This window comes from Frankia sp. R43 (genome assembly GCF_001306465.1).
GTDB classification, from domain to species: domain Bacteria; phylum Actinomycetota; class Actinomycetes; order Frankiales; family Frankiaceae; genus Parafrankia; species Parafrankia irregularis.
The window spans coordinates 577,051-599,129 of sequence record NZ_LFCW01000005.1 but is presented as its reverse complement, the minus strand read 5'-3'; the positions used below and the strand labels follow the sequence as shown (position 1 = coordinate 599,129).

The window sequence follows — 22,079 nt, the reverse complement described above, 5'->3', positions numbered from 1 at the left end:
GGCGTCTCCGTCAGGTCTGTGGTCCCATGCGGGAGTATGGGTCTGGGTGACTTTAGGGTCGGGTCATGCCGGAGAGCAATGATGTGGTCTGGGTCAGTGGCTCTGCGGGGAAGCTTGGACGCGAGGTCTGCCGTCAGCTCGGGCGAGCCGGGCGCCAGGTCATCGAGGCGGATCGCAGAGGGCCATCGCCTGTCGATCTGACTGACGCTGGTGCAGTGGCGCAGTCGATGGCCGGTGCGGACGCGATCGTGCACTGCGCGGCGGCCCCAAGCCCCGAGAATATCGAGCCCGCCGAACTGGTCCGGAACAACACGATGGCCTGTTTCAACGCCCTTGAGCAGGCATGGTCGGCTGGAGTCAGGACGGCAGTGCTCGCGTCGAGTGGGTCGATCTACGGCACGGCCTGGTCGCCCGAAACCACGGTCGTCCGCCGAAGTGCCTGTTACCGAGGAGACGCCGCTCTCCTACGTGGATCCCTACGCGCTGACCAAAGATTACACCGAACGCATGGGACAGATGTACGCACGTCGCGGAATGGTCGTGACCGCGCTCCGGCTACACTGGATCCTCACCGCGGAGGAAGCCAGGAAGTTTGCTCGTAGCAGCGATGTAGCCGCTGGCATTGCGAACCTCTGGGGGTACGTCGACGTGGAGGACGCTGCGAGGGCCTGCGTCCTCGCCTTGCAGCCCCGAACAGGGCATCGCGGCTATGAAGCGCTGCTAATTGCCAGCGACGAGACGTTGTCCGACGTTCAGACGGAGGATCTGCTCACTAGATACCTTCCGCCGGAGACCCGCCGGAGACGCCGCTTCAACGGACATGAAGGTGCTTTCGATATCTCCCGCGCTGCGGCGGTTATTGGCTGGTCGCCAACGCGCAGCTGGCGGTGACGGCCTCGAAGATCTCTCCTGGAGGAATTACTGATGATCCCAGGGATTTATCGTGGGAGCCCCAGCCCGGACGAGGTGCTTGATGTTGCGGGTTGCGAGCGTCCAACCGTTGGCGAGTGCCGTCGCGGCGATAAGAGCATCTGGTGAATAAATAGGCGTCCCAGCGCTCTTCAGCTTTTTTTGGATCGTAAGGTAGGCGAGAGCCTCCGCTTCCCCGATCGCGATAATCCGATCTTTGTATTCGTGTCTGACACCGTTGAGTGCCTGTTCGAAAGTGGCACGACGGCCGGGGTCGAGTACGGCGGCGATGTCCAGTCCGATCTCGGCGATAGTGACGACGCTCAGGAAAAGATCCGGAGCGGGAACGGAACGAGCCCAAGCCAATACTGCGGGAGATGGGCGGGGTCGAGTGGTGAGCTCCGCTATGACATTGGTGTCCAGTAGGTAGTTCACTGGCTGTTCGCGGCGTCGTCGTAGGAGCGTTCGCCGAACTCCAGGCCTTCGAACGGCGTCGCGAGCAGCGAGTCCACGAACTTGTCGCTACCCAGGACAGCCCAGCGCCGCAGTACGTCCGGCAGCGCATCGAGATCGGTATCGGCGAGCTCGACGTCGAAGTGTCCGCGTTGCTCTGCCGGCAGGGACGCCCGGATCTCTCTGATCGTTCTCAACGGGTGTGCCGGCTCGAGCCGCTCCGAAGGCAGTGGCCGGCCGGGCGCTGCGCTCATGGTCCCTCCCTTCACCAGCCGTGTGGCCGGCACCTGCACCTCCACTCTAGGCGTGGCGGCTCGTCGCGTCAGCCAGCGCATCCCTACCATCCGTGGTCTCAGTTCCGGTCTCATTCATCGCCGTTCAACCGCGTTCGCCGGTCGATCGATCAGCAGGCCTCGCTCGCTCGCGAACGCTGGCGTACCCCGATGGACACCCAGGAACAGACTTGGAAAGCGTGTTGGGGGCAACCCCTCGAGAGTTCGAATCTCTCATCCTCCGCAACGATCATCCCGCCCTGTCGGGGCAAGTGCCGCGGGTCGGTCCATCCCGGAAACCGACCCGCGATCCTGTGGTCTTGGTTCTGGTCCCGTTCGTCCCGCGCGGCGGGCTTCACCGGCGTGGACGCCTCCTACAGCAGCCGGCCGACCCTGTCCGCCGTGTCGCGCACCATCGGGTCGGTCACGCGCTGGTAGCGACGGCGCATGTCCGGGGACCAGTTCATGATCCCCATGATGATCCGGTCAGGCACTCCCCGCAGGAGAAGCGTGGTGGCCGCGGTGTGCCGGCGGGGCGGCTCAGAACGGCGGTTTCCCGCGGTCGCGGTCGGCCCCGTGGAACAGGAACCGGGCCTCAGGAAGATCCGTCCCGGTGCAGTCCATCGCGCTGACCGACACCCGGAGGTCCGGGCCGGTCGCGCGCATCTGGTCGACCAGGTCGGCGGGTAGGCATAGCGCCGTGGCGAACGGGCTGGCCGGCGCCGGGGTGATCAGCACACGGCGTGGCGATGGTCGCGAGGGCGGTCACTTCCCGCCTCGCTCAATCAGCTCACAGGCGATCCGCTCCATCTCGCGGATCGTCGCGTCGGTCGAGCGGTCCGTCGATGGCGTCGGCCGCAGGACACGCTCACCAGATACCGGGCCGTTGGATTGTGATCCGGCGGCTTGCCGCCATACCAGCTTTCTCCATCGGACGACCCTGGAGTCGGGGACGGGGTCTCGGAAGGCAATCTCAGTCCTGATGTCATTCGCGGTCGAAAGTGTTCCGCCCGCTGGCCACTGATCTCTTGGCGCGTCGCTCCGACACGCGCGACCTGACGTGCAGAGTGCCGAGCGCGGCGAGGTGGGCACATTCTGTCCCGCCGAGCTGGCCGGCTGTCGCATCACGGCGGACTGGGCGTAGAACATTGTCATGGCTGAGGGAGAGTCGGGCTCGTTCGTGTTCGTGTCCTACACCGGTGCCGACGAGGCATGGGCGACCTGGGTCGCTGCCGTGTTGGAGGGTGCGGGCTTGGCCGCGCGGGTGCAGGTCTGGGACTCGCAGCCGGGGACGAACTTTGTCGAGTGGATGAACTCCCAGCTTGCTACGGCTCAGTGGACAGTGGCGCTCTACTCCAAGGCGTACTTCGCCTCCCAGTGGTGCACGACGGAGTGGACGGCCGCGCTGGCACGTAAGACCTTGCTGCCGGTTCGGCTGGAATCGGTCACTCCTCCTGACAGCCTGGCGACGCTGACGTGGGTAGACCTGTTCGACTTGGACGAGGTGCGGGCACGCGAGCGACTTTTGTACGCCGTCGGCATCCAGGTACTGCCGCGTCTCGCGGTCTTCCCAGGCCGCCAGAGGGCTGTCCGCCCGACGTTCCCTGGGCTGGTCGGTCAACAGCCTCCCGCGGCCGCAGGGGTGACGGTTACTGATCCGGCCGTCATTTTGGCCGCTGCGCTCGACCAGATCGGCTCACCCACGATGCCTGTGCGCCTCGCGGGCATTCGAGCGCTCCAACGCGCGGCGGACGACCCCAACCTCGTTGACGAGATCGTCCAGGTTCTAATCGACTACCTGCATCACAGCGTCAGGAGGGGAGGCGAGACCGCCGAGAAGGACCGCCGAGCTGCGGCAGCAGCGCTTAGCCAACTCTCCAACGGTCAACCAGTCGACCTTATCGGCGCCGACCTCGAAAACATCGACGTTGTCGAGCTGGGCCTCACCCGTGCCAATTTCAACAGCGCTCGTCTCGGTAGTGCAGACTTCACCGGCGTCGATCTCTCTGGCATAAATTTCGCAGGCGCCGGCCTCTGGGGTGCAAATTTCACGGATTCGGAAGCCTCTGGCGCCAATTTCGCCCATGCCTCATTCGGGGGAGCGAAATTTACTCGGGCCAGCCTCATTCGCGCCAACCTGGTCGATGCTTCGTTCGATCGTGCCGATCTCGGAGAAGCCAACCTTTCTGGTGCCAATCTCGCCGGCGCGAGCCTCCGCAACACAAGACTCGCGAAGGTGAACCTCGCCGACGCCGACCTCACTAAGGTCAAATTGACCTACTCCAATCTGGATAATGCCAACCTGACTAATGCCAACCTCGCCGGAGCCGATCTCACTGGCGCGGACCTCACCGGCGCGAACCTCACCGGCGTTGATCTCACCGGCGCTGACATCACCAAAGCCAGCCTCGCCGACGCCGACCTCACCGATGCCAACCTCGCTCGCGTGCGAGGACTAGGTCGAAGGCAGCTTAATTTGACCCGAGGGAGTGCGCGGACGGTGATTCCAGAAGGGGTTTCACGGCCACGATCGTGGCCAAGTGCTGATGCCGCTCGTAGGGCGGGCCGCGATAGGTAGTCGGAGGATCTTCTGCCGAGCCTGATGCCGACGATGTACGGGGAGGACGAGTTCGTCTTCGCCGCGCTGCGCGCCGGTGCCCGCGGCTACCTGCTCAAGGGCGCCCAGCAGGAGGACGTCGTACGCACGGTCCGCGCCGCCGCCCGCGGCGACGCCGTGTTCGGCCCGGACGTCGCGCACCGCGTCCTGCGTGCCTTCACCGACCCGCGACCCGCGGCGAAGCCGTTCCCGGAGCTGACCGACCGTGAGCGCGACGTGCTCGGCCTGCTCGCCAACGGGTGGCCGAACGGCCGCATCGCCCGCCACCTCGGCCTCACCCCGAAGACGGTGGCCAACAACGTCTCCAACATCCTCACCAAGCTCCACGCGACTGACCGCGCCGCCGCCATCCTCGCGGCCCGCCGCGCCGGCCTCGGTGACCCCTGACCTCACCCCCAGGACGAAGCGTCCTGTGTCGGGCTGACGGCCGCGTCATCCCAGGAACGGCAGGACCGGCTGGCCGCGGACCCCGGCGGCGGCGGCGAAGACCGCGCCCGCGGCCGGGTAGCGCGTGAGGTCGGTGTGGCGCTGGGAGGTGGTGATGTACAGGGTGTCGAGGCGGTCACCGCCGAAGGCGCAGGCCGTCACCCGGGGCACCGGGAGCGCGACGATCCCGTCGAGGCGGCCGGCGGGGGAGTAGCGGTGGACCGCTCCGCCGCCCCACAGAGCCACCCACAGGTAGCCGTCGGCGTCCACGGTGAGCCCGTCCGGCACACCCGAACCGTCGGGAACGGTCAGCAGAGTTCGGCGGCCGTGGAGCCCCCGCTCCGTGTCGTAGTCGAAGACGTCCACCCGTGCGGTCGGGGAGTCGACGTAGTAGGCCTGTGCGCCATCCGGGCTCCAGGCCAGACCGTTCGAAATCGTGACGTCGGTCAGCTCGACGCTGACGGTGCCGTCGGGCGAGAGCCGGTAGAGCGATCCGGCGCCGGTCGTCTCGGCGTAGGCCATCGATCCGCAGTAGAAATGGCCGTCCGGATCGCAGCCGCCCTCGTTCATCCGGACCTCGGCGGCGACGTCCCACAGATCCCCGAGATACCGGCGGGTGCCGGAGATCAGCCCGGTCGGGTCGTCCGGGCCGGCGGGGTCGACCAGCATGAAGCCCCGTTCCAGCGCGATCACCGTCCCGCCGGTGCGCCGTGGCCGCAGGGCCGCCGCCACCGCGCCGACATGGTCACGGCGGACGGCGCCGGTCGTCGGGTCGACGGCGAGGACGTCGCCGGCGAGTAGGTCGACGCAGCGCAGCCCACCCCAGTCCGCGCACCAGGCAGTGCTCCAGACCGGGCCTTCGCCGTGGAAGGCCACCGGATCGGTGATCTGCTCACTGTCGATGCTCATCGGTCAGACACCGTAGCGGCGGCGGGGGATCCCCCACGGGTTGTCGTCGCGCAGCGGCTCGGGCAGCAGGCGCGCGGGCAGCGACTGGTAGGTGACGGGGCGCAGGAACCGGGTGATGGACGTCGTCCCGACCGAGGTGTGCGGCGAGGTGGTCGCCGGGTAGGGGCCGCCGTGGGTCATCGCCGGGCTGACCGACACGCCGGTCGGCCAGCCGTTCCACAGCACCCGCCCGACCCGTTCCCGCAGCTCGGCGAGCAGGCCGGCGGCGAGGACGTCGTCGCTGTCCTCACCGTGCACGGTGGCGGTGAGCTGCCCGCCGAGGGCGCGGGCCGCCGGGAGCAGGTCGGCCGGGTCGTCGTAGGCGACGAGCAGGGACGTCGGGCCGAAGCACTCGACGGCCAGCACGCCCGGATCGCGCAGCCAGTCGGCGATGCCGGTGGCCAGCAGCGTCGGCGTCACTCCGTCCGCTGTCACCCCGCCTGGCGTCACTCCGTCCGCTGTCACTCCGTCAGCTGTCGCCCCGGCCGGCGTCACTCCGCTCGCTGGCGGTCCGGCTGCCGGTCTGGATGTCGGTCCGGAGGTCGGCTCGGTTCCGGCGACGAGCACCCGCACCGCGGGATGGCCCGCGAGCGTGCCGAGGGTGTGCCGGTAACCGGCCGCGATCCGATCCCCCAGCAGCGGGGTGGCCGGCCGCCCGGTGACCAGCCTGACCAGGTCCGCTTCGGCGGCGCCGGCCGGGACGAACAGCAGCCCCGGCTTGGTGCAGAACTGGCCGGTGCCCAGGGTGAAGGACTCGACGTACCCGGCCCAGATCTCCGGTCCGCGCGCCGCGGCGGCGGCCTCGGTCACGAAGACCGGGTTGACGCTGCCCATCTCGGCGTAGAACGGGATGGGCTCGTCCCGGGCGGCGGCGAGGTCGAACAGCAACCGGCCGGCGTGCTCGGAGCCGGTGAAGGCACCGGCCCGCACCCGCGGGTCGACGAGGGCGGCCCGGGCCTGCTCGTCCCCTTCGAACAGCGCCATCGTCCCCGCGGGTGCGCCGGTGGCAGCCAGCGCGTCGACGACGACGGCGGCGGTGCGGCGAGACAGCTCCGGGTGGCCGGGGTGGGCCTTGAGCAGCACCGGGCAGCCGGCGGCGAGCGCGGCGGCGGTGTCGCCACCCGCGACGCTGAACGCGAACGGAAAGTTCGAGGCGGCGAAGACGAGCGCCGGCCCGACCGGGATCAGCATCCGGCGCAGGTCGGGGCGTGGCCCGGTGGGCCAGGCCGGGTCCGGCGGGTCGATCGTCACCTGCAGGTAGCCGCCGTCGTCGAGGAGCTCGGCGAACAGCCGGAGCTGGAACGTCGTCCGGACCAGCTCGCCGCGCAGGCGCGGTTCGGGGAGCCGGGTCTCGCGCATCGCGACCGGGACCAAGGTCTCGGCCGCCGCGTCCAGGGCGTCGGCCACGGCGCGCAGCATGGCGGCGCGTGCGGCCGGCGCGAGCGCGCCGAACGGTCGGGCCGCCGCCGCGGCGGCGGCGAGCAGTCCTTCGATGTCGGTCGTGACGGTGCTCAAGACCTTCCTTCCGTCCTTCCGTTCACGGGGTGGCGCGGCGCGGTGCGCCGCCGCCGCGATCGGCCGCGGCAGGTTCCTCACCTGCGCCACAGGTCTTCACGGATGCAGCAGGATCTTGACGGCGGCGCTGGCGGCATCGTCGAGCAGGCGGAACGCCGCGCCGACGTCGTCGAGCGGCAGCTCGTGCGTGACGAGTGCCGCCGGGTCGAGGTGGCCGGCGGCGAACGCGCGCACCGCGTGGCTCCAGGCCCGCGACGGCGCCCCGAACACGGTGTGCACGGTGAGCTGGGGGAGCACGAGATCGATGGCGCGCAGCGGGTGGTCGCCGTCGGCGGCGAGACCGGCGAGCACCACCCGCCCGCCGCGGCGGGCCAGCCCGCAGGCCAGCACCGCGCTGCCGGCGGCACCGGCGGCCTCGACCACCACGTCGAAGTGCCGCGCCCACGGGGCGGCGGCGGCCTCGTCCGGTGTGAGCAGCGTCGTGGCGCCGCACCGGGCGGCGAGCCTGCCGCGGTTCACGCGGGGATCCACGGCGACCAGTTCGGCCGGGCCGCCCGCCGCCAGCAGCTGGGTGGCCAGCAGGCCGAGGGTGCCGGCGCCGACCACCGCGACCCGTTCCCCCGGAACGGCTTCGGCGCGCAGGCACATCGCCGCGGCGCACGCGGCCGGCTCCAGACCGGCGGCGGCCCGCAGGTCGGCATCGGGCGGGAGGACGTGCAGGAGATGGCTCGGCACGACCAGGTGGTCGGACCACGCGCCTGGGCGGGTGAAACCGGTCTCGTCGTAGGGGGAGGCGCACATGTTGGTGTCGCCGCCGCGGCAGGCGGCGCAGATCCGGCAGGAGCGGAAGCCCTCGGCCACCACCCGTCGACCCACGAGCGTGGCGTCCCCCGCCGGGCCGAAAGCGGCGTCTCCTGTCGAGCCGGCAGGAGGGCCGGCACCGGGGTCGGCAGCCGGGCCGGCACCGGGGTCGGCAGCCGGGCCGGCACCGGGGTCGGCAGCCGGGCCGGCACCGGGGTCGACAGCCGGGCCGACCGCCGTCACCGTGCCGGACCACTCGTGCCCCGGGACGACCGGGTACCGCACGAACCCGGCCGGCCGGGTGCCGCGCAGCAACTCCCGGTCGGAGCCGCAGATACCCGCCCAGGCGACCTGGACCAGCACCTCGCCGGGCCCGGGGGCGACCGGCTCGGCCGGCCGGGTCGCCAGCTGCCCCGGCGCGTCGATCCACACCGCGCGGCCGGTCATCGTCAGCCGCCGCGGCGCGCCGGCTGGGAGCCGCGCAGCTCCCAGCCGTCGGCGTACAGGTCGAAGTGGGCGCCGCGGGACGGATGGGCGGCGATCACGTCGACGTCCAGGGCGACGCCGAGGCCGGGCTCGGTCGGCAGGGCGAAGTAGCCGTCCACCACCGGGGGCAGGCCCGGGGCGGCGAGCTTGACCTCCTCGTCGGCGAAGTCGTTGAAATGCTCCTGGATCATGAAGTTGGGGGTGCAGGCGGCCAGGTGCAGGTTGGCGGCGGTGAGGACCGGCCCGCCGACGTTGTGCGGGGCGACCAGCGTGAAGTGGGTCTCCGCGGTCGCCGCGAGCTTGCGGGTCTCGCCGATGCCGCCGAGGTGGCCGATGTCGGGCTGGATGATGTCGGCCGCGCCGAGGTCGAACAGCTCCCGGTACTCGGTGCGGTCATGGATGCGCTCCCCGGTCGCGACCGGGGCGTCGATCCCGGCGGCGGCCTTGGCCAGCGCCTTCAGGTTCTCCGGTGGCACCGGTTCCTCGATCCAGCCCGGCTCGAACTCGGCCAGCGAGGCGGCGATCCGGATGGCCTCGTGCGGCGCGAACCGCCCGTGCATCTCCACCAGGATCTCCACATCGGGCCCGACGGCGTCGCGCACCGCCTCGACCAGGGAGATGGAGTGGCGGCGCTCGGCCCGGTCCAGCTCCCAGCGGCCGGCGCCGAACGGGTCGAGCTTGAGTGCCCGGTAGCCGCGGTCGACGACGGCCCGCGCGGCGGCGTGGAACTCCTCGGGTGTGCGCTCGACCGTGTACCAGCCGTTGGCATAGGCCTTGATCCGATCGCGGACCTTGCCGCCGAGCAGCCGCCAGACCGGCTGCCCCAGGGCCTTGCCCACGATGTCCCAGCAGGCCATCTCCACGCAGGCGATGCCGGACATGACGATCTCACCGGCCCGGCCGTAGTCGCCGCGCTTCATCCGGTCCACCAGGGACTCGATGTCGAACGGGTCCGAACCGAGCACATGGTTGCGCACCGCCTCGGCCAGGTAGCCCAGCAGTGCCTGGGTGTGGCCGAGCATGCGGGTCTCACCCACGCCGACCAGCCCGTCGTCGGTGAACACCTGGACGTAGGTCAGGTCCCGCCACGGCGTCCCGTACACATGTGTCCGTACGTCCACGATCTTCATCGAAGTGCTCCCTCGGCAGCGGGGACGGCGGTGACCGCGGGAACGGCGGGAACGGCGGCGACCGCGGGGACAGCCGGCACGGCGAGGCCGGCCGGTCGTGGCCCGGAGCCGACGGCGTCCGGGTAGTAGCGGTGCAGCAGCTCCAGGCCGATCTCGGCCCGCCGGACCCGCTCCCGCCCCAGCGCCACGGCGGTGGCGGTCAGGTGGGTGCCGCTGGGATAGATGTTCGGCGCGTTGCGCAGCCCGAACTTCAGGTACACCGGCGCGGCGACCCGGACGATCTCGGCGATCTCGAAGTGGCGGATGAAGCCGCCGAGGTCGTCGGGCGCCTCGACGTAGAGGTCGATCGGCAGGTCCACCGTCGCCCGGACCGCCGCGAGCTGCGCCAGCGACAGGTCGGTCGGCACGTTGTAGGTGCCGGCGCCGAGCTGCTCCACCAGGCGGATCGACGCCGGGTTGGCGCAGCCCATCTGCACGCTCACCTTGAAGATCAGTTCCGGTGGCAGCTCGCCGGCCGCCCGCATCCGGCCCGCGACCGACAGCACCCCGACGTCGGTGACCAGAACGCTGCGGATCCCGGCCTCTGTGCTGCGGCGGATGTCCTCCAGCACGTGCACGAGCTGTTCCGTCCCGCGTGCCTGCGCGGCCAGGCCGGCACTGCCGGGAGCCAGCGCGGCGGCCCCGGTGTCCCACCCGGCGAGCGGCCGGGCGAACAGGCTGACCTCGACTCCCGCGGACGACCCGGCCGCCGCCATCGCCGCCAGCTCCCCGCCGGTCAGCAGCATCCCGCCGCTGCCCTGCGAGACCCGGTGGACCGCGACGCCGCGCCGGTCCGCCTCGGCCAGCACGGCCGCCACCGCCTCCGGCCCCTCCACGCTGGGGATCTCCACCCGGTACTGGGCCCCGTCGGGGAACCGCTTCCCGCTGGACGGGAGATCGGACGGATCAGCGCCCGGAAGCCCGAGCGAGCGGAGGAACTCACGCGTCTGCTGCACCTGCGCCTGCCGTTCTGTGCATGGCCGGACTGGCCGGCGACCCGAGGTGATCCGATCCGCGGCGGATGCCGCCCGAGCTGGGCGGCAACAGCCGCGCAGGAAAATGTTAGCGCTAACATTTCGCGGGTCAAGCTCAGGTTCAACGGGTGGACGGGCTGTCCGTGCCGGACCTGTGCCAGTGCGCAGCTGCGGGGGCAGGGTTTGGCGTGCCGGCGGTCACGAAGACGGAAGCCCAGGAGTTGAGGATCGTGGTCGTCGGGACGACGAAAATCCCATGATCTTCGGGTGATGACCTTGGGTCGCACCTCGGGCAACCGCTGCGACCAGGCCGACCGGTCCGCATGGGTTGCACGCCGCCGCGATGTGCCGGTGCCGACGTCCGACAGCCGGGCAGGACAGGCCGGATATAACGAAGTGACTGGACGGTCCCAGGCGCGAGTCGCGAGAGCACTGGCCTGCCCGGCCAGGCGGCATGACAGCGGCTCGTCAGGAGCGACGAAGGTGGGCCACAGTGGACGGACCGGCACCGGACCGGGAGGGCGACCCCGCACCGGGAACGATCGTCGGCGCGTCCGGTCGGCCGCCGGCGCTGACCGACGTGGCCCGACTCGTCGGGGTCTCCCACCAGACCGTGTCCCGGGTCGTCAACAACCATCCGGGTGTCCGGCCACGGACCCGGGAACGGGTCCTCGCGGGCATGCGGGAGCTCGGCTACCGGCCGAACCCGGCCGCCCGTGCGCTCGCCACCGGCCGGACCCGCACCCTCGGTGTGCTGGCGCTGGCCGGCACGCTGTACGGGCCGACGTCGACGCTGTACGCCGTCGAGCAGGCGGCACGGGAGGCTGACTACCAGGTCACGGTGGTCAGCCTGCACTCCCTCGACCCGCAGGCCCTCCGGCAGGCTCTCCAGCGCCTGCTGGCCGGCGGCATCGACGGGGTCGTGGCGGTCGCCCCGCTCCTCGACACCGCCGGCACCGCCGGTGTGCCCGATACCGCCGATACCGCCGATGCGACCGATGCGCTGGCCGCGGTCGCGGCGCGTCTGCCGCTCGTCGCCGTCGAAGGGCGGCCCGACGGGGGCATCGCCACCGTCTCGGTGGACCAGGAGCACGGCGCCCGCACCGCCACCGAGCACCTGCTCGCGGCCGGCCACCGCACCGTTCGGCACGTGGCCGGGCCGCCCGACTGGTACGAGGGCGCCGGGCGGATCGCCGGTTGGCGTGCCGCGCTCGAAACGGCCGGCGCGGACGTCCATCCGCCGCTGGCCGGTGACTGGACCGCCCGCGCCGGCTTCGCCGCCGGCTGTCGGCTCGCCCGCGAGCCCGACCTGACCGCCGTCTTCGTCGCCAACGACCAGATGGCCCTCGGCGTGCTGCGCGCCCTGCGCGAAGGCGGCCGGCGGGTGCCCGAGGACGTCAGCGTCGTCGGGTTCGACGACATCCCCGAGGCCGAGTTCTTCTCGCCGCCGCTGACCACGGTGCGCCAGGACTTCGCCGAGGTCGGCCGCCAGAGCCTGCGTTCCCTGCTGGAGCAGGTCGAGACGGGCGCGCCCGGCGGGACCCACGTGGTCATCCCGCCGGAGCTGGTCCTGCGCCGCAGCACGGCGCCCCCGCCCGCACTCGGCTGACGCTCGCCGTTCAGATGACGTCCGCCTCGGCCCGGGTGAACTGTGCGGCGTGGAGGCGGGCGTAGGCACCGCCGCGGCCGAGCAGCTCGTCGTGGCTGCCCTGTTCGGCGATGGTGCCGTCGGCCATGACGACGATCGTGTCGGCGTCGCGGATGGTGGAGAGCCGGTGGGCGATGACGAACGCGGTCCGTCCTTCCCGCAGCCGGGCCGACGCCCGCTGGATGAGTAGCTCCGTGCGGGTGTCGACGGAGCTGGTCGCCTCGTCCAGCACCAGGATCGGGGCCTCGGTCAGGAAGGCCCGGGCGATCGTGAGCAGCTGCCGCTCGCCCGCACTCACCCCGGCCCCGGCGACGTCGGCGACGAGGGTGTCGTAGCCGTCGGGCAGGGTCCGGATGAACCGGTCGGCGTGCGCCGCCGTCGCCGCCGCGACGATCTCGGCGCGGGTGGCCCCGGCACGGCCGTACCCGATGTTGTCGGCGATGGTGCCGCGGAACAGCCACGGGTCCTGGGGGACCATGCCGATCCGGGAACGCAGCTCGGCGCGGGTCATGGCCGTGGTGTCGACGCCGTCGACGGTGATCCGGCCGGCGTCGGTCTCGTAGAAACGCAGGAGCAGGTTGACCAGGGTCGTCTTCCCGGAGCCGGTGGCGCCGACGATGGCCACGGTGTGCCCCGGTTCCGCCGTGAGCTGGAGATCCTCGATCAGTGGCCGGTCGGGCCGGTAGCGGAACGAGACGTGCTCGAACGCCACCCGGCCCGCCCCGCGCGCGGTCCCGACCGCCCCGGACATCCCGGCCGCCCCTGCCCCCGCCGCCCCCGCCGCCCCCGCCGCCCCGGCCGGCTCGGTCGGCCCGGCGGGGTCAGGGTCCTGGTCGGGGGCGTCGAGAAGCTCGAAGACCCGCTCGGCGGACGCCAGCCCGGACTGCACCATCCCGGACATGCCGGCCAGGTAGGAGAAAGGCTGGCTGTACTGCCGTGAGTACTGGATGAAGGCCTGGACCCCGCCGACGGTCAGCGCGCCGGCCGCCACCTGCATCGCGCCCACCACCGCGATCAGCACGTAGTTCAGGTTGCTGAGGAACATCATCGCTGGCTGGGTCGCTCCGGACAGTGACTGCGCCCGGACGGTCGCCCGGCTCAGCCGCTCGTTGCCCGCCGCGAAGGCCTCCGCCGCCGCCTGCTCCTGGCCGAAGACCTTGAGCAGCGCGTGGCCGTCGAACATCTCCTCGATGTGGCCGTTCAGCTCGCCGGTGTGCCGCCACTGCCGGCCGTACGCCGGCTGCGCCCGGCGGGCGAGCAGGGCCACGACCAGGACGGACAGTGGCGCGGTGACCAGCGCGATCAGTGCCAGCACCCACGAGACCCAGAACATCACGGCGAGCATCCCGACGATGCTCAGCACCGGCACCACGAACTGGCCGAGCACGAGCTGGAGGGACTGCCCGAGGTTGTCGAGGTCGCCCGTGACCCGGCTGAGCACGTCACCGCGCCGCTGCTGGTCGAGGTAGCCGAGGGGGACCCGGTGGATCTTGTCTTCGACCTCGCCGCGCAGCCGTTCGAGGACCCGATGGGAGATCACGTTGGCCAGCCAGGCCTGGATGACCCCGCACAGGCCGGCCGCGGCGTAGACCAGGGCCGCGCAGAGCAGCATCCGCCCGACCGCCGCGAAGTCCACGCCGTGGCCGGGGGTGAAGGGCACGGTGCCCAGGACGTCGGCGAGCGTCCCGTGGCCGTCCGCCCGCAGGTCCTCGATGGCCTCGTCCGCCGTGGTGCCGGCCGTGAAGCGGCGCCCGAGGGCGCCGCCGAGGACCAGGTCGGTCGCCCGGCCCAGCAGCCACGGGCCGGCCGCGGTGAGGGCGACGGTGAGCAGGCCGAAGACCCCGAGCCCGAGCAGCATCCCGCGTTCGCGCCCCACGACCCGCCGCAGCTGGCGGCCGGCGGCGGGCCGTGGGCTCACGCCGCTTCCGCCGCCCTCGCCGCCCCCGCCGCTTGTGCCGCGTCCACCGCCGATGGGGCTCACGCCGCTTCCGCTGCTCACGCCGCTTCCGCCGCGGAGAGCTGGGACCGCACGATCTCGCGGTAGGTCGGGTTGCCGGCCAGCAGCTGGTCGTGGGTGCCGTCGCCGACCACGCGCCCGCTGTCGAGCACCAGGATGCGGTCGGCGTCGCGGATGGTGCTCACCCGCTGGGCCACGATGATCACCGTGGCGTCGGCGGTCTCCCGGGCCAGCGCCGCCCGCAGCCTGGCGTCGGTGGCGTAGTCCAGCGCGCCGAACGAGTCGTCGAACAGGTAGATCGCGGGCCGGCCGACCAGGGCACGCGCGATGGCCAGCCGCTGGCGCTGGCCGCCGGAGACGTTCGTGCCGCCCTGGGTGATCGGCGCGGCCAGCCCCTCGGGCAGCGCCTCGACGAACTCACGGGCCTGCGCGATCTCCAGCGCCCGCCACAGGTCGGCGTCGGAGGCGTCCGGGTCGGCCAGGCGCAGGTTCGTGGCGACCGTCCCCGAGAACAGGTGCGGGCGCTGCGGGACGTAGCCGATCGCCTGGCGCAGCGCGGCACCGTCGAGTGCCCGGACGTCGTGCCCGCCCACCCGCACCTCGCCTTCGGTGACGTCGGCCAGCCGGGGGATCAGGCTGAGCAGCAGGCTCTTCCCGCTGCCGGTGCCGCCGACGACGGCGACGGTCCGTCCGGGTTCGGCGACGAGGTCGACGCCGTGCAGCACGGCCGCCTCGGCGCCCGGGTAGCGGAATCCGGCCTGGCGCAGCTCGACCAGGCCGGGGCGGGGCAGGGCGGTGACCGGCCGGTCCGGCGGGCGGACGGTCGGGGTGGTGGCCAGGACCTCGTCGATGCGCCGCGCGCAGACCTCGGCCCGCGGCAGCTGCCGCAGCAGGAAGGTGGCCGTGATGGCCGCGCCGAGGATCTGCAGCAGGTAGCCGAGGAACGCCGTCAGCGCCCCCACCTGGATCGCCCCCGAGTCGACCCGCCGGGCGCCGAACCACACCACGGCGACCCCGGCCAGGCTGCCCACCGCGGTGATAACCGGGAAGATCAGCGCCGAGAGCTGGCCCAGCCGCAGCGACACGTCGGTGAGCTGGCGGTTCACCGAGGCGAACCGGGCCCGTTCGTGGTCCTCGCGGACGAAGGCCCGGATCACGCGCAGGCCGGCGATCTGCTCGCCCAGAATCCGGCCGGTCGCGTCGATCGCGGTCTGCAGCGCCTCCGACAGCGGCGTCATGCCGCCCACGATCAGCCAGACCACCAGGCCCAGCGCCGGTATGACCACGGCCAGCAGCAGCGACAGCACGACGTCCTGGCCGAGCGCGAAGGCGATCCCGCCCACGCACATGAGCGGTGCCGTGATCATGAATGTGAGCGTGAGCTGGACGAGCATCTGGATCTGCTGGACGTCGACGGTGGCCCGGATGCTCAGGGACGCGGCACCGAACCGGTCGAGCTCCCGCGCGGAGAAGGCGAGCACCCGGGCGAAGATCTCCGCGCGCAGGTCACGGGCCAGGTAGGTGGCCACCCGCGCGCCCAGTACCGCGGCGGCGACGGCGCAGGCCAGCTGGCCGAGCGAGACGACGACCATCACGCCGCCGAGCCGCACGATGCGGCCGGTGTCGCCGGCGAGGACGCCGTGGTCGATGACGTCGGCGCTCAGCGCCGGCAGGTACAGGGCGCCCGCGGTCTGGGCGACCTGCAGCGCCAGGACGGCGACGGTCATCCGCCGGTACGGGCGGAGGTAACGCGGAAGCAGTCGGGTCAGCATGCGTCCCCTCACGGTCTGGCCGGGGGTGCGGAACCGTGGCGTGCGGTTCCGAGGTGTGGCTCCGGGGCGCGGTACCGGCGCGGTGCGGAACCGGGGCGCGCCGACGATAACCCGATCTCGGCAACTACATCAAGAGTTATGCATCTAGGTTGATGGAACGGTAACGTTGCCGCGTGGACGGATTCGAGCTCTTCCAGCTGGGCCGCCGGCTGATGAAGCTGGGCGAGCAGGCGATGCCCGAGATCGGCTTCCGCCAGATGTCCGCGCCGACCCGCGCGGTCGTGTTCGACATCTTCGAGAACCCGGGCACCTCGATCTCCGACATCGCCGCCCGCGTCCGCTTCCCGCAGAGCCAGGTCTCGGTGTGCGTCGCCCGGCTGCGGGACGAGGGTGCGGTCGAGACCGCGGCCGATCCGCGCGACCGGCGCCGCACCCTCGTCCACCTGACCGCGTCGACGCTGGAGCGCGCCCAGGCCCGCCCGCCAGCCGAGATCGACGCCGCCGTGGCCGCGGCGATCGACAGCGCCGACCCGGCCGACGTCGAGCGGGTGAAGGTCGCGCTGCAGGCACTGGCCGACCTCCTCGCCCCCCGGGCCGAGGAGGGGGAAGGGCCGGACGGGCCGATCAGAGAATGATCGGCAGCTTCTCGTAGCCGCGCACGGTGCTGGTATGCAGGCGGACCGTGTTGGCGTGGTCGATGTCCCAGGCCGGGAAGCGGCGCAGGGTCTCCTCCAGGGCGATGCGTCCCTCCATGCGGGCGAGCGCGGCGCCGAGGCAGAAGTGGACGCCGTGGCCGAAGGAGACGTGGCTGTCGAACCTGCGCCGGATGTCGTAGCGGTCCGGGTCGTCGTACTTGCGGTCGTCGCGGCCGGCGGAGCCGGTGAGCAGCAGGACCTTCGACATCGCCGGGATCCGGGTGCCGTGCAGGTCGATGTCGCGGGTGGCCATGCGCCCCTGGACGGGAGACGGTGCCTCGTGGCGCAGGGTCTCCTCGACGGCGCCCGGCAGCAGTGCCGGGTCGGCGGCCAGGTCGGCCCGCTGGTCGGGGTGGGCGGCCAGCAGCACGCAGGCCCAGCCGAGCAGGCGGGCGACGGTCTCGGTGCCCGCCGAGACGAGCAGCGCGGTGAAGTCCGTGGCCTCGCGCAGGCTGAGGCGGCGGGTGCCGCCCTCGGCCGCGATCTCCGCCTGGATGAGCGCGGTCATCATGTCGTCGCGGGGGCTCCTGGCCCGCTCCTCGAGCTGGGCGGTGAGGTAGCCGTGGAACCGGGCGGTGGCCGCCATGGCGGTCTCGTTGAACATGCCCTTCTCCGGGTCCAGGTAGAACGTCCCGTCGATCATCTTTCGGACGTCCTCCCGGTCGGCGGGGTCGACGCCGATGAGCTGGGAGATGACCAGTGAGGGGAGCTGGGCGGCGAAGTCCTGGACGTAGTCGAACCCGCCGACGCCGATCTGCGGGTCGAGAAGCTCGGCGCACAGGTCCCGGATGACGCCTTCGAGACCGCCGACCCGGCGCGGGGTGAAGGCCCGGGAGACCAGCACGCGCAGGGTGGTGTGCGCGGGCGGGTCCATGAAGATTATCTGCCCGGTGTCCCAGGGCTCCGGCTTCATGAGCTCGAGGACGGTGCCGTACCTGGAGCTGTACGTCGTCGGATCGAGATGGGCCGCGTCGACGTCGGCGAAGCGGGAGAGGGCGTAGAAGTCGAACTTCTCGTTGCGATAGACCGGCGCCTCGTCGCGCATCCGCTTCCACCGCGGGTGCGGGTCGACGTCGATCTCCTTGTCGAACGGGTCCCAGTACAGATCGTCCGTCATGTCGATAAGTCCTCTCGTCGTAATCGCCGGATGAGGCGTGGGCTTTTCCGGGGAAAGGTCCTCACCCGGACTCCCTGACAATCAGGTGCGGTCGCAGGGCGGCCTCCAGGCCCGGATCCAGGTCCGATCCGTCGAGGAGCCGCCGGATCGAGGAGGCGACCACCCGGGCTATCGCCGGGACGTCGAAGGTGGCGGTGGTGATCGCGGGCCGCAGCGCGGCACCCAGCGGGTGGTCACCCGAACCGACCACCGCGATGTCGCGGGGAACCTCGATGCCCGCGGCGCGCAGTTTGTCGATGAGCAGGATGGCGAACGGGTCGCTGTTGGTGTAGACCGCGTCCGGCCGGTGCGCCGGGTCGCGCCACCGGTCCACCACCGGCGCGATGCTGTCCGAGGAGAGCTCGCAGTCCACCCGCTCGACGGGCACGTCGGCGGCCGACGCGACCTCCACGACCGCCTCATAACGCTGCGTGGGCAGCTCCGCCAGCGGCCCGGCGGGCACCAGGCAGGCGAGGCGCCGACAGCCCCGCGCGAGCAGGTGCCGGGTCGCGAGGCTGGCCACCGCGGCGGGATCGAGCGGCACGGTGGGCGCGTAGTCCACCCGCGGGGCACCGGTGAGCAGGACCGCCTGTACGCCTGCCCGGCGCAGAAGTTCCACGGCGGCCGGGGTACCGCGGGCCACGTTGACGTACACGGCGGCGGGGCGAAGCTCGGCCCAGGCCTGAGCCCCTCGCACCCCGCTGGTGGTGCGGTCGCCGTGCATCAGCAGGACCAGGTCGCGAGCGGCCAGCTCCCGGTCGAGGTTCTCGAGGAACCGGTCCGCGCCGGGCACGGTCGCGGACCGCAGCATGGGCACCAGGACGACGTTGCTGCGCCCGGCGCGCAGGGCACGCGCCGAGGCGTTCGGGGCGTACTGCAGCTCCCGCGCCGCGACCAGGACCCGCTGCCGGGTCTGTTCGCTGACCGGATGGTCGGTGCCGTTGAGAACGTGGGAGACCGTCGCCCGTGACACCCCGGCACGGCGCGCCACGTCGGCGCTGGTGGGCCTGGACGGCCCCGGCCCCGGCCCCGCGGGCAGCCTCGACAGCTCCTCGCCCCGTCGACCATCAACCGGCATCGTGCGATCACCCATCCTCTGCCCGCGCTACACCCGTTCGACTCTGTGATCAAGTTACACGTGTAACTTGCCGGCGAGGGTCATGTTACACGTGTAACCTCCGGGTGCAAGTGCTGCGTGACACCGCCCACCGGGCCGACCTTCCCCGATCGTGAGAGGAACGGGCGGCACCCGACCGCGGCATTCTTCGGAGAACGGGGTACACATGGCCTTACGCTGGGGCATCGCGGGGACCGGAGCGATCGCCAGGGGCTTCGCCGACGCGCTGGGCCGCCTTCCGGAAGCCGAACTGGTGGCCGTCGGCTCCCGCAACCGGGCGACCGCCGACGAGTTCGGCGAGACGTACGGCATCGCGCCGCACCGCAGGTACGGCTCATACGAGAGCCTGGCCACCGACGACGACATCGACATCGTCTATGTCGCCTCGCCCCACTCGCACCACCACGAGCACACCCTGCTTTTCCTGGAATCCGGCCACGGCGTGCTGTGCGAGAAGCCGTTCGCGCTGAACGCCGGCCAGGCCGCCGAAATGGTGGCCGCCGCAAGAGCACAGGGCAGGTTTCTGATGGAGGCGATGTGGAGCCGCTTCCTGCCCGCCTACGTCAGGCTGCGCGAACTGGTCACGGCCGGCGAGATCGGCACCGTGCTCTCGGTCGAGGGCGACTTCGGGTTCCGGGTGCCGATGACACCCACCCACCGGCTGTTCGACCCGGCCCTGGGCGGCGGCGCACTGCTGGATCTCGGTGTCTACCCGGTGTCGCTGGCCAGCATGCTGCTCGGGGAGCCGAGCCTGGTGGCGGCGTTCGGGCAGCTCGGCGAGACCGGCGTCGATGAGCACCTGGCCGTCCTGACCTCCTACGACAGCGGCGCGTTCGCCGTCGCCAAGGCGTCGCTGCGGGCCAACCTGGCCTGCACCGGCCGGGTCACCGGCACCGCCGGAAGCATCGAGCTGCCGGCCTTCATGCACTGCCCCGACGAGCTCGTCGTGCAACGGGCCGGCGCCGTCGAGCGCCTGCGCCTGCCGGCCGCCCGGGACGGCGATGGCCGTGGGGACGAGACGGCCGGGGGCGGCCTGCACCACCAGGCCCGTCACGTCCACGAACGGCTGCGGTCGGGGCACCTCGAAAGCGACATCATGCCGCTGGACGAAACCGTCGCGATCATGCGAACCCTCGACACTGTGCGAGCCCGGATCGGGGTGCACTACCCAGCCGACAACGCCTGACGACAGGGTGGTCATACGTCTGCCTGTAGGCCGAGCGGCAGGCTGGCGGTTGCCGGTATCCGGGGGCGGTCAGGGCGCCGACGACAAACCGGCCGGCCGGCTTGTCGTCGGCCGGAGCCGGAGCCGGAGCCGCGGCAGGTACTCCGGTTGGAGTACGGCGGCCGGAAAGGTACTGCGTCATACGTAGCCGGTACTGCCTGCGGATGGACGATGACGGAGCGGCCCGGCCGGGACAGTATTGCGCGGGGGTGCATAGACGCCCGGGCACGGCCGTCGACCAGATCAGAATGTGCGGCCGGCCCCGGCTCGGATGAAGGTGGCGGTGGAGACTGCGCACGGTGTGTCCGTCCCGGGCGAACCCCTGCTTCCGCACGAGCCGACCGTCATCGGCCCCTATGTGTTGATGAGCCGGTTGGGCGTGGGTGGGATGGGCGCCGTCTACTACGCGCGCGACCAGCAGGGGAGGCCGGTCGCGGTCAAGGTGATCAGGTCGGATCGGGCGAGGGACCAGGAGTTCCGCAGGCGGTTCCGGTGGGAGGTCGAGGCGGCTCGCAGCGTCGCCTCGTTCTGCACCGCCGAAGTTCTCGACGCCGACCCGGATGCGTTCGCGCCGTACCTGGTGACCGAGTTCATCGACGGCCCCCGGCTGGACAACGCCGTCGCCGACGGGGGGCCGCTCGACTCGTCGACTCTTACCGGGCTGGCAGTCGGGGTCGCGACGGCGTTGACCGCGATTCACCATGCCGGGCTGGTCCACCGGGATCTCAAACCCAGCAATGTGATCCTCTCACTGACCGGTCCGCGAGTCATTGACTTCGGTATCGCCCGTGCCCGCGATGGCGCCGGTAAGCCGACGGCCTGGGGGTTCGGCTCGGCGGGGTGGATGGCACCCGAGCAGATCAACGGTCAGCCGATCGGGGCGGCGGCTGACGTGTTTGCCTGGGGCATTCTTGTCGCCTATGCGGGCACCGGGCGGCACCCTTTCGGGGACGGCCCGGATGTCGAGCTTTCCCACCGGATCACCGCCGCCGAACCGGACCTGACCGGCCTGCCCGGGCAGGTGGTGGATCTCGTCCGCGATGCGTTGACGAAAGACGCGGCCGGCCGGCCTGATGCCCGGGACCTGCTCCTGCGTCTGGTCGAGCGCCGGCCGGGGGAGCACTCCACCGATCCGGCTGTCCGCCTGCTCGGGCTCACCGCGGAGCTCGCGCGCTCGCCGGACCGGTCCGCGGACCGGTCCGCGGATGCGCGGCGGCGGCTCCGGGGACGTGGCCGCGTTCTGCTGACCGTCAGCCTCGTGCTGGTCATGGTGGCCCTCACCGCGATCAGGCTGGCGGCGAACCGCGATGACGGGACGTCGGCTGAGCCGGCCACTCCTGCGGCGACGCCGGTGGAATCCCCGGCCACCTCGGCCACCTCGGCCACCCCGGCCACGTCGGTGGCGTCCCCGGCCGTACCGGCGGACTCCTCGGCCATGCCGCTTTCCGGCCCGCGTACCGCACCGGGCCCCGGCGCCTTCCAGGACGGCCCGTTGTCGTTTGCCGTCGACGGCGTCGAATGCGGGGTCGAACAACTCGGCCTCGGGTTCCTGGCCCGCCACCCGGCTGGCCAGTTCTGCCTGGTCGCCATAACGATCCGTAACACCGGTACGTCGCCCCGTGCCCTGGATAGTTCCTACCAGTACGTGTACGACAGCACCGGGGCCCGTCGCACCGCCGACTACCTGTCGCGCTACTACCTGCCCGGCGAGACGATCTGGAACACCGCCGAGCCGGGTGCGTCCATTCACGGCAGGATGGTGTTCGACCTACCGCCTGACGCCACACCGCGGCTGCTGGAACTCCATGACAGCCCGGCCAGTGGTGGCGGTTCCATTCCGTTGTAGCCGGGGCCGTCGCCCGTCCTGAACAACGGTGTTACGGCGCTGTCGGCGTGCCCCTGGTGCCAGGGGTTTCACCATTCGAGAAGACAGGAGCCG

At 71.6% G+C, this 22,079-nt stretch carries 19 protein-coding genes and 1 pseudogene; 8 read left to right on the top strand and 12 right to left on the bottom strand.

Annotation, left to right across the window (positions count from 1 at the left end; genetic code table 11):
* Window positions 1–65: 65 nt before the first annotated feature.
* Window positions 66–401, top strand: a pseudogene (locus ACG83_RS48045) (NAD-dependent epimerase/dehydratase family protein); the annotation flags it as partial.
* A 34-nt stretch (window positions 402–435) separates the two neighbouring features.
* Window positions 436–891 (top strand): NAD(P)-dependent oxidoreductase, encoded by a 456-nt coding sequence (locus ACG83_RS46875; protein WP_054568337.1) that lies wholly within the window; start codon window positions 436–438, stop codon window positions 889–891.
* 27 nt (window positions 892–918) lie between these two features.
* Here ACG83_RS46875 and ACG83_RS42710 read toward each other — a convergent pair whose 3' ends face one another.
* The 3 genes from ACG83_RS42710 to ACG83_RS23365 all read right to left on the bottom strand — a co-directional run bounded on the left by ACG83_RS42710 (window position 919) and on the right by ACG83_RS23365 (window position 2,372).
* Complete coding sequence (locus ACG83_RS42710) at window positions 919–1,344, bottom strand: type II toxin-antitoxin system VapC family toxin (RefSeq protein ID WP_083473479.1); 426 nt, start codon at window positions 1,342–1,344, stop codon at window positions 919–921.
* Window positions 1,341–1,616 (bottom strand): hypothetical protein, encoded by a 276-nt coding sequence (locus ACG83_RS23370; protein ID WP_054568606.1) that lies wholly within the window; start codon window positions 1,614–1,616, stop codon window positions 1,341–1,343. The genes ACG83_RS42710 and ACG83_RS23370 overlap by 4 nt, the downstream gene beginning before the upstream one ends.
* Window positions 1,617–2,174: 558 nt before the next feature.
* The gene (locus ACG83_RS23365) at window positions 2,175–2,372 is read right to left on the bottom strand and encodes a hypothetical protein (RefSeq protein ID WP_054568336.1); all 198 of its coding nucleotides are present in this window, start codon (window positions 2,370–2,372) and stop codon (window positions 2,175–2,177) included.
* Window positions 2,373–2,787: 415 nt separating this feature from the next.
* Here ACG83_RS23365 and ACG83_RS23360 point away from each other — a divergent pair, with 415 nt between their 5' ends.
* Together ACG83_RS23360 and ACG83_RS23355 are read left to right on the top strand one after the other, a co-directional pair.
* Window positions 2,788–4,212, top strand: a complete 1,425-nt coding sequence (locus ACG83_RS23360; protein WP_054568335.1) for a pentapeptide repeat-containing protein — start codon at window positions 2,788–2,790, stop codon at window positions 4,210–4,212.
* 24 nt (window positions 4,213–4,236) lie between these two features.
* On the top strand, window positions 4,237–4,638 hold the full coding sequence (locus ACG83_RS23355; RefSeq protein ID WP_235498119.1) for a response regulator transcription factor: 402 nt from the start codon (window positions 4,237–4,239) through the stop codon (window positions 4,636–4,638).
* 45 nt (window positions 4,639–4,683) lie between these two features.
* On the opposite strand, the gene ACG83_RS23350 is transcribed toward ACG83_RS23355, so the two are convergent.
* From ACG83_RS23350 to ACG83_RS23330, 5 genes are all read right to left on the bottom strand, one after another.
* Window positions 4,684–5,586, bottom strand: a complete 903-nt coding sequence (locus ACG83_RS23350; protein WP_054568334.1) for an SMP-30/gluconolactonase/LRE family protein — start codon at window positions 5,584–5,586, stop codon at window positions 4,684–4,686.
* Window positions 5,587–5,589: 3 nt separating this feature from the next.
* Window positions 5,590–7,140, bottom strand: a complete 1,551-nt coding sequence (locus tag ACG83_RS23345; protein WP_054568605.1) for an aldehyde dehydrogenase (NADP(+)) — start codon at window positions 7,138–7,140, stop codon at window positions 5,590–5,592.
* A 96-nt stretch (window positions 7,141–7,236) separates the two neighbouring features.
* Window positions 7,237–8,388: a zinc-binding dehydrogenase gene (locus ACG83_RS23340; RefSeq protein ID WP_054568333.1), complete on the bottom strand. Its 1,152-nt coding sequence runs from the start codon at window positions 8,386–8,388 to the stop codon at window positions 7,237–7,239.
* Window positions 8,389–8,390: 2 nt separating this feature from the next.
* Window positions 8,391–9,557, bottom strand: coding sequence for a mandelate racemase/muconate lactonizing enzyme family protein (locus ACG83_RS23335; RefSeq protein WP_054568332.1), 1,167 nt, complete (start codon window positions 9,555–9,557; stop codon window positions 8,391–8,393).
* Window positions 9,554–10,552 carry a U32 family peptidase gene (locus ACG83_RS23330; RefSeq protein WP_054568331.1) on the bottom strand — a complete coding sequence of 333 codons (999 nt, stop codon included), beginning with the start codon at window positions 10,550–10,552 and terminating at the stop codon, window positions 9,554–9,556. Before ACG83_RS23330 ends, ACG83_RS23335 begins: the two co-directional genes overlap by 4 nt.
* Before the next feature lie 511 nt (window positions 10,553–11,063).
* Between ACG83_RS23330 and ACG83_RS23325 the strand changes: the two genes are divergently transcribed.
* Complete coding sequence (locus ACG83_RS23325) at window positions 11,064–12,179, top strand: LacI family DNA-binding transcriptional regulator (RefSeq protein ID WP_235498118.1); 1,116 nt, start codon at window positions 11,064–11,066, stop codon at window positions 12,177–12,179.
* Window positions 12,180–12,189: 10 nt separating this feature from the next.
* Here the strand turns inward: ACG83_RS23325 and ACG83_RS23320 are convergent, their stop codons facing one another.
* Both ACG83_RS23320 and ACG83_RS23315 read right to left on the bottom strand, forming a co-directional pair.
* Window positions 12,190–14,076 carry an ABC transporter ATP-binding protein gene (locus ACG83_RS23320; protein ID WP_200931372.1) on the bottom strand — a complete coding sequence of 629 codons (1,887 nt, stop codon included), beginning with the start codon at window positions 14,074–14,076 and terminating at the stop codon, window positions 12,190–12,192.
* Between the two features lie 137 nt (window positions 14,077–14,213).
* The gene (locus ACG83_RS23315) at window positions 14,214–15,947 is read right to left on the bottom strand and encodes an ABC transporter ATP-binding protein (RefSeq protein ID WP_054568329.1); all 1,734 of its coding nucleotides are present in this window, start codon (window positions 15,945–15,947) and stop codon (window positions 14,214–14,216) included.
* Window positions 15,948–16,120: 173 nt separating this feature from the next.
* Between ACG83_RS23315 and ACG83_RS23310 the strand changes: the two genes are divergently transcribed.
* Window positions 16,121–16,582 carry a MarR family winged helix-turn-helix transcriptional regulator gene (locus tag ACG83_RS23310; RefSeq protein ID WP_054568328.1) on the top strand — a complete coding sequence of 154 codons (462 nt, stop codon included), beginning with the start codon at window positions 16,121–16,123 and terminating at the stop codon, window positions 16,580–16,582.
* Here ACG83_RS23310 and ACG83_RS23305 read toward each other — a convergent pair.
* Together ACG83_RS23305 and ACG83_RS23300 are read right to left on the bottom strand one after the other, a co-directional pair.
* Window positions 16,572–17,759, bottom strand: coding sequence for a cytochrome P450 (locus ACG83_RS23305; protein ID WP_054568327.1), 1,188 nt, complete (start codon window positions 17,757–17,759; stop codon window positions 16,572–16,574). The genes ACG83_RS23310 and ACG83_RS23305 overlap by 11 nt on opposite strands.
* A gap of 61 nt (window positions 17,760–17,820) precedes the next feature.
* Window positions 17,821–18,876: a LacI family DNA-binding transcriptional regulator gene (locus ACG83_RS23300; protein ID WP_054568326.1), complete on the bottom strand. Its 1,056-nt coding sequence runs from the start codon at window positions 18,874–18,876 to the stop codon at window positions 17,821–17,823.
* 205 nt (window positions 18,877–19,081) lie between these two features.
* Here ACG83_RS23300 and ACG83_RS23295 point away from each other — a divergent pair, with 205 nt between their 5' ends.
* A complete protein-coding gene (locus ACG83_RS23295; protein WP_076833826.1) occupies window positions 19,082–20,101 on the top strand; it encodes a Gfo/Idh/MocA family protein in 1,020 nt (339 codons plus the stop codon).
* Window positions 20,102–20,411: 310 nt separating this feature from the next.
* The gene (locus tag ACG83_RS23290) at window positions 20,412–21,986 is read left to right on the top strand and encodes a serine/threonine-protein kinase (RefSeq protein WP_054568325.1); all 1,575 of its coding nucleotides are present in this window, start codon (window positions 20,412–20,414) and stop codon (window positions 21,984–21,986) included.
* Window positions 21,987–22,079: the final 93 nt, after the last annotated feature.

What these genes read in the sequence shown, in the direction of transcription:
- ACG83_RS23360 (WP_054568335.1), top strand. Translation starts at nt 2,788, where the DNA reads ATGGCTGAGGGAGAGTCGGGCTCGTTCGTGTTCGTGTCCTACACCGGT.
- ACG83_RS23295 (WP_076833826.1), top strand. Translation starts at nt 19,082, where the DNA reads ATGGCCTTACGCTGGGGCATCGCGGGGACCGGAGCGATCGCCAGGGGC.
- ACG83_RS23335 (WP_054568332.1), bottom strand. Translation starts at nt 9,557, where the DNA reads ATGAAGATCGTGGACGTACGGACACATGTGTACGGGACGCCGTGGCGG.
- ACG83_RS23315 (WP_054568329.1), bottom strand. Translation starts at nt 15,947, where the DNA reads ATGCTGACCCGACTGCTTCCGCGTTACCTCCGCCCGTACCGGCGGATG.
- ACG83_RS23300 (WP_054568326.1), bottom strand. Translation starts at nt 18,876, where the DNA reads ATGCCGGTTGATGGTCGACGGGGCGAGGAGCTGTCGAGGCTGCCCGCG.
- ACG83_RS23305 (WP_054568327.1), bottom strand. Translation starts at nt 17,759, where the DNA reads ATGACGGACGATCTGTACTGGGACCCGTTCGACAAGGAGATCGACGTC.
- ACG83_RS23355 (WP_235498119.1), top strand. Translation starts at nt 4,237, where the DNA reads ATGCCGACGATGTACGGGGAGGACGAGTTCGTCTTCGCCGCGCTGCGC.
- ACG83_RS23340 (WP_054568333.1), bottom strand. Translation starts at nt 8,388, where the DNA reads ATGACCGGCCGCGCGGTGTGGATCGACGCGCCGGGGCAGCTGGCGACC.
- ACG83_RS23290 (WP_054568325.1), top strand. Translation starts at nt 20,412, where the DNA reads ATGAAGGTGGCGGTGGAGACTGCGCACGGTGTGTCCGTCCCGGGCGAA.
- ACG83_RS23320 (WP_200931372.1), bottom strand. Translation starts at nt 14,076, where the DNA reads ATGCTGCTCGGGCTCGGGGTCTTCGGCCTGCTCACCGTCGCCCTCACC.
- ACG83_RS23370 (WP_054568606.1), bottom strand. Translation starts at nt 1,616, where the DNA reads ATGAGCGCAGCGCCCGGCCGGCCACTGCCTTCGGAGCGGCTCGAGCCG.
- ACG83_RS23350 (WP_054568334.1), bottom strand. Translation starts at nt 5,586, where the DNA reads ATGAGCATCGACAGTGAGCAGATCACCGATCCGGTGGCCTTCCACGGC.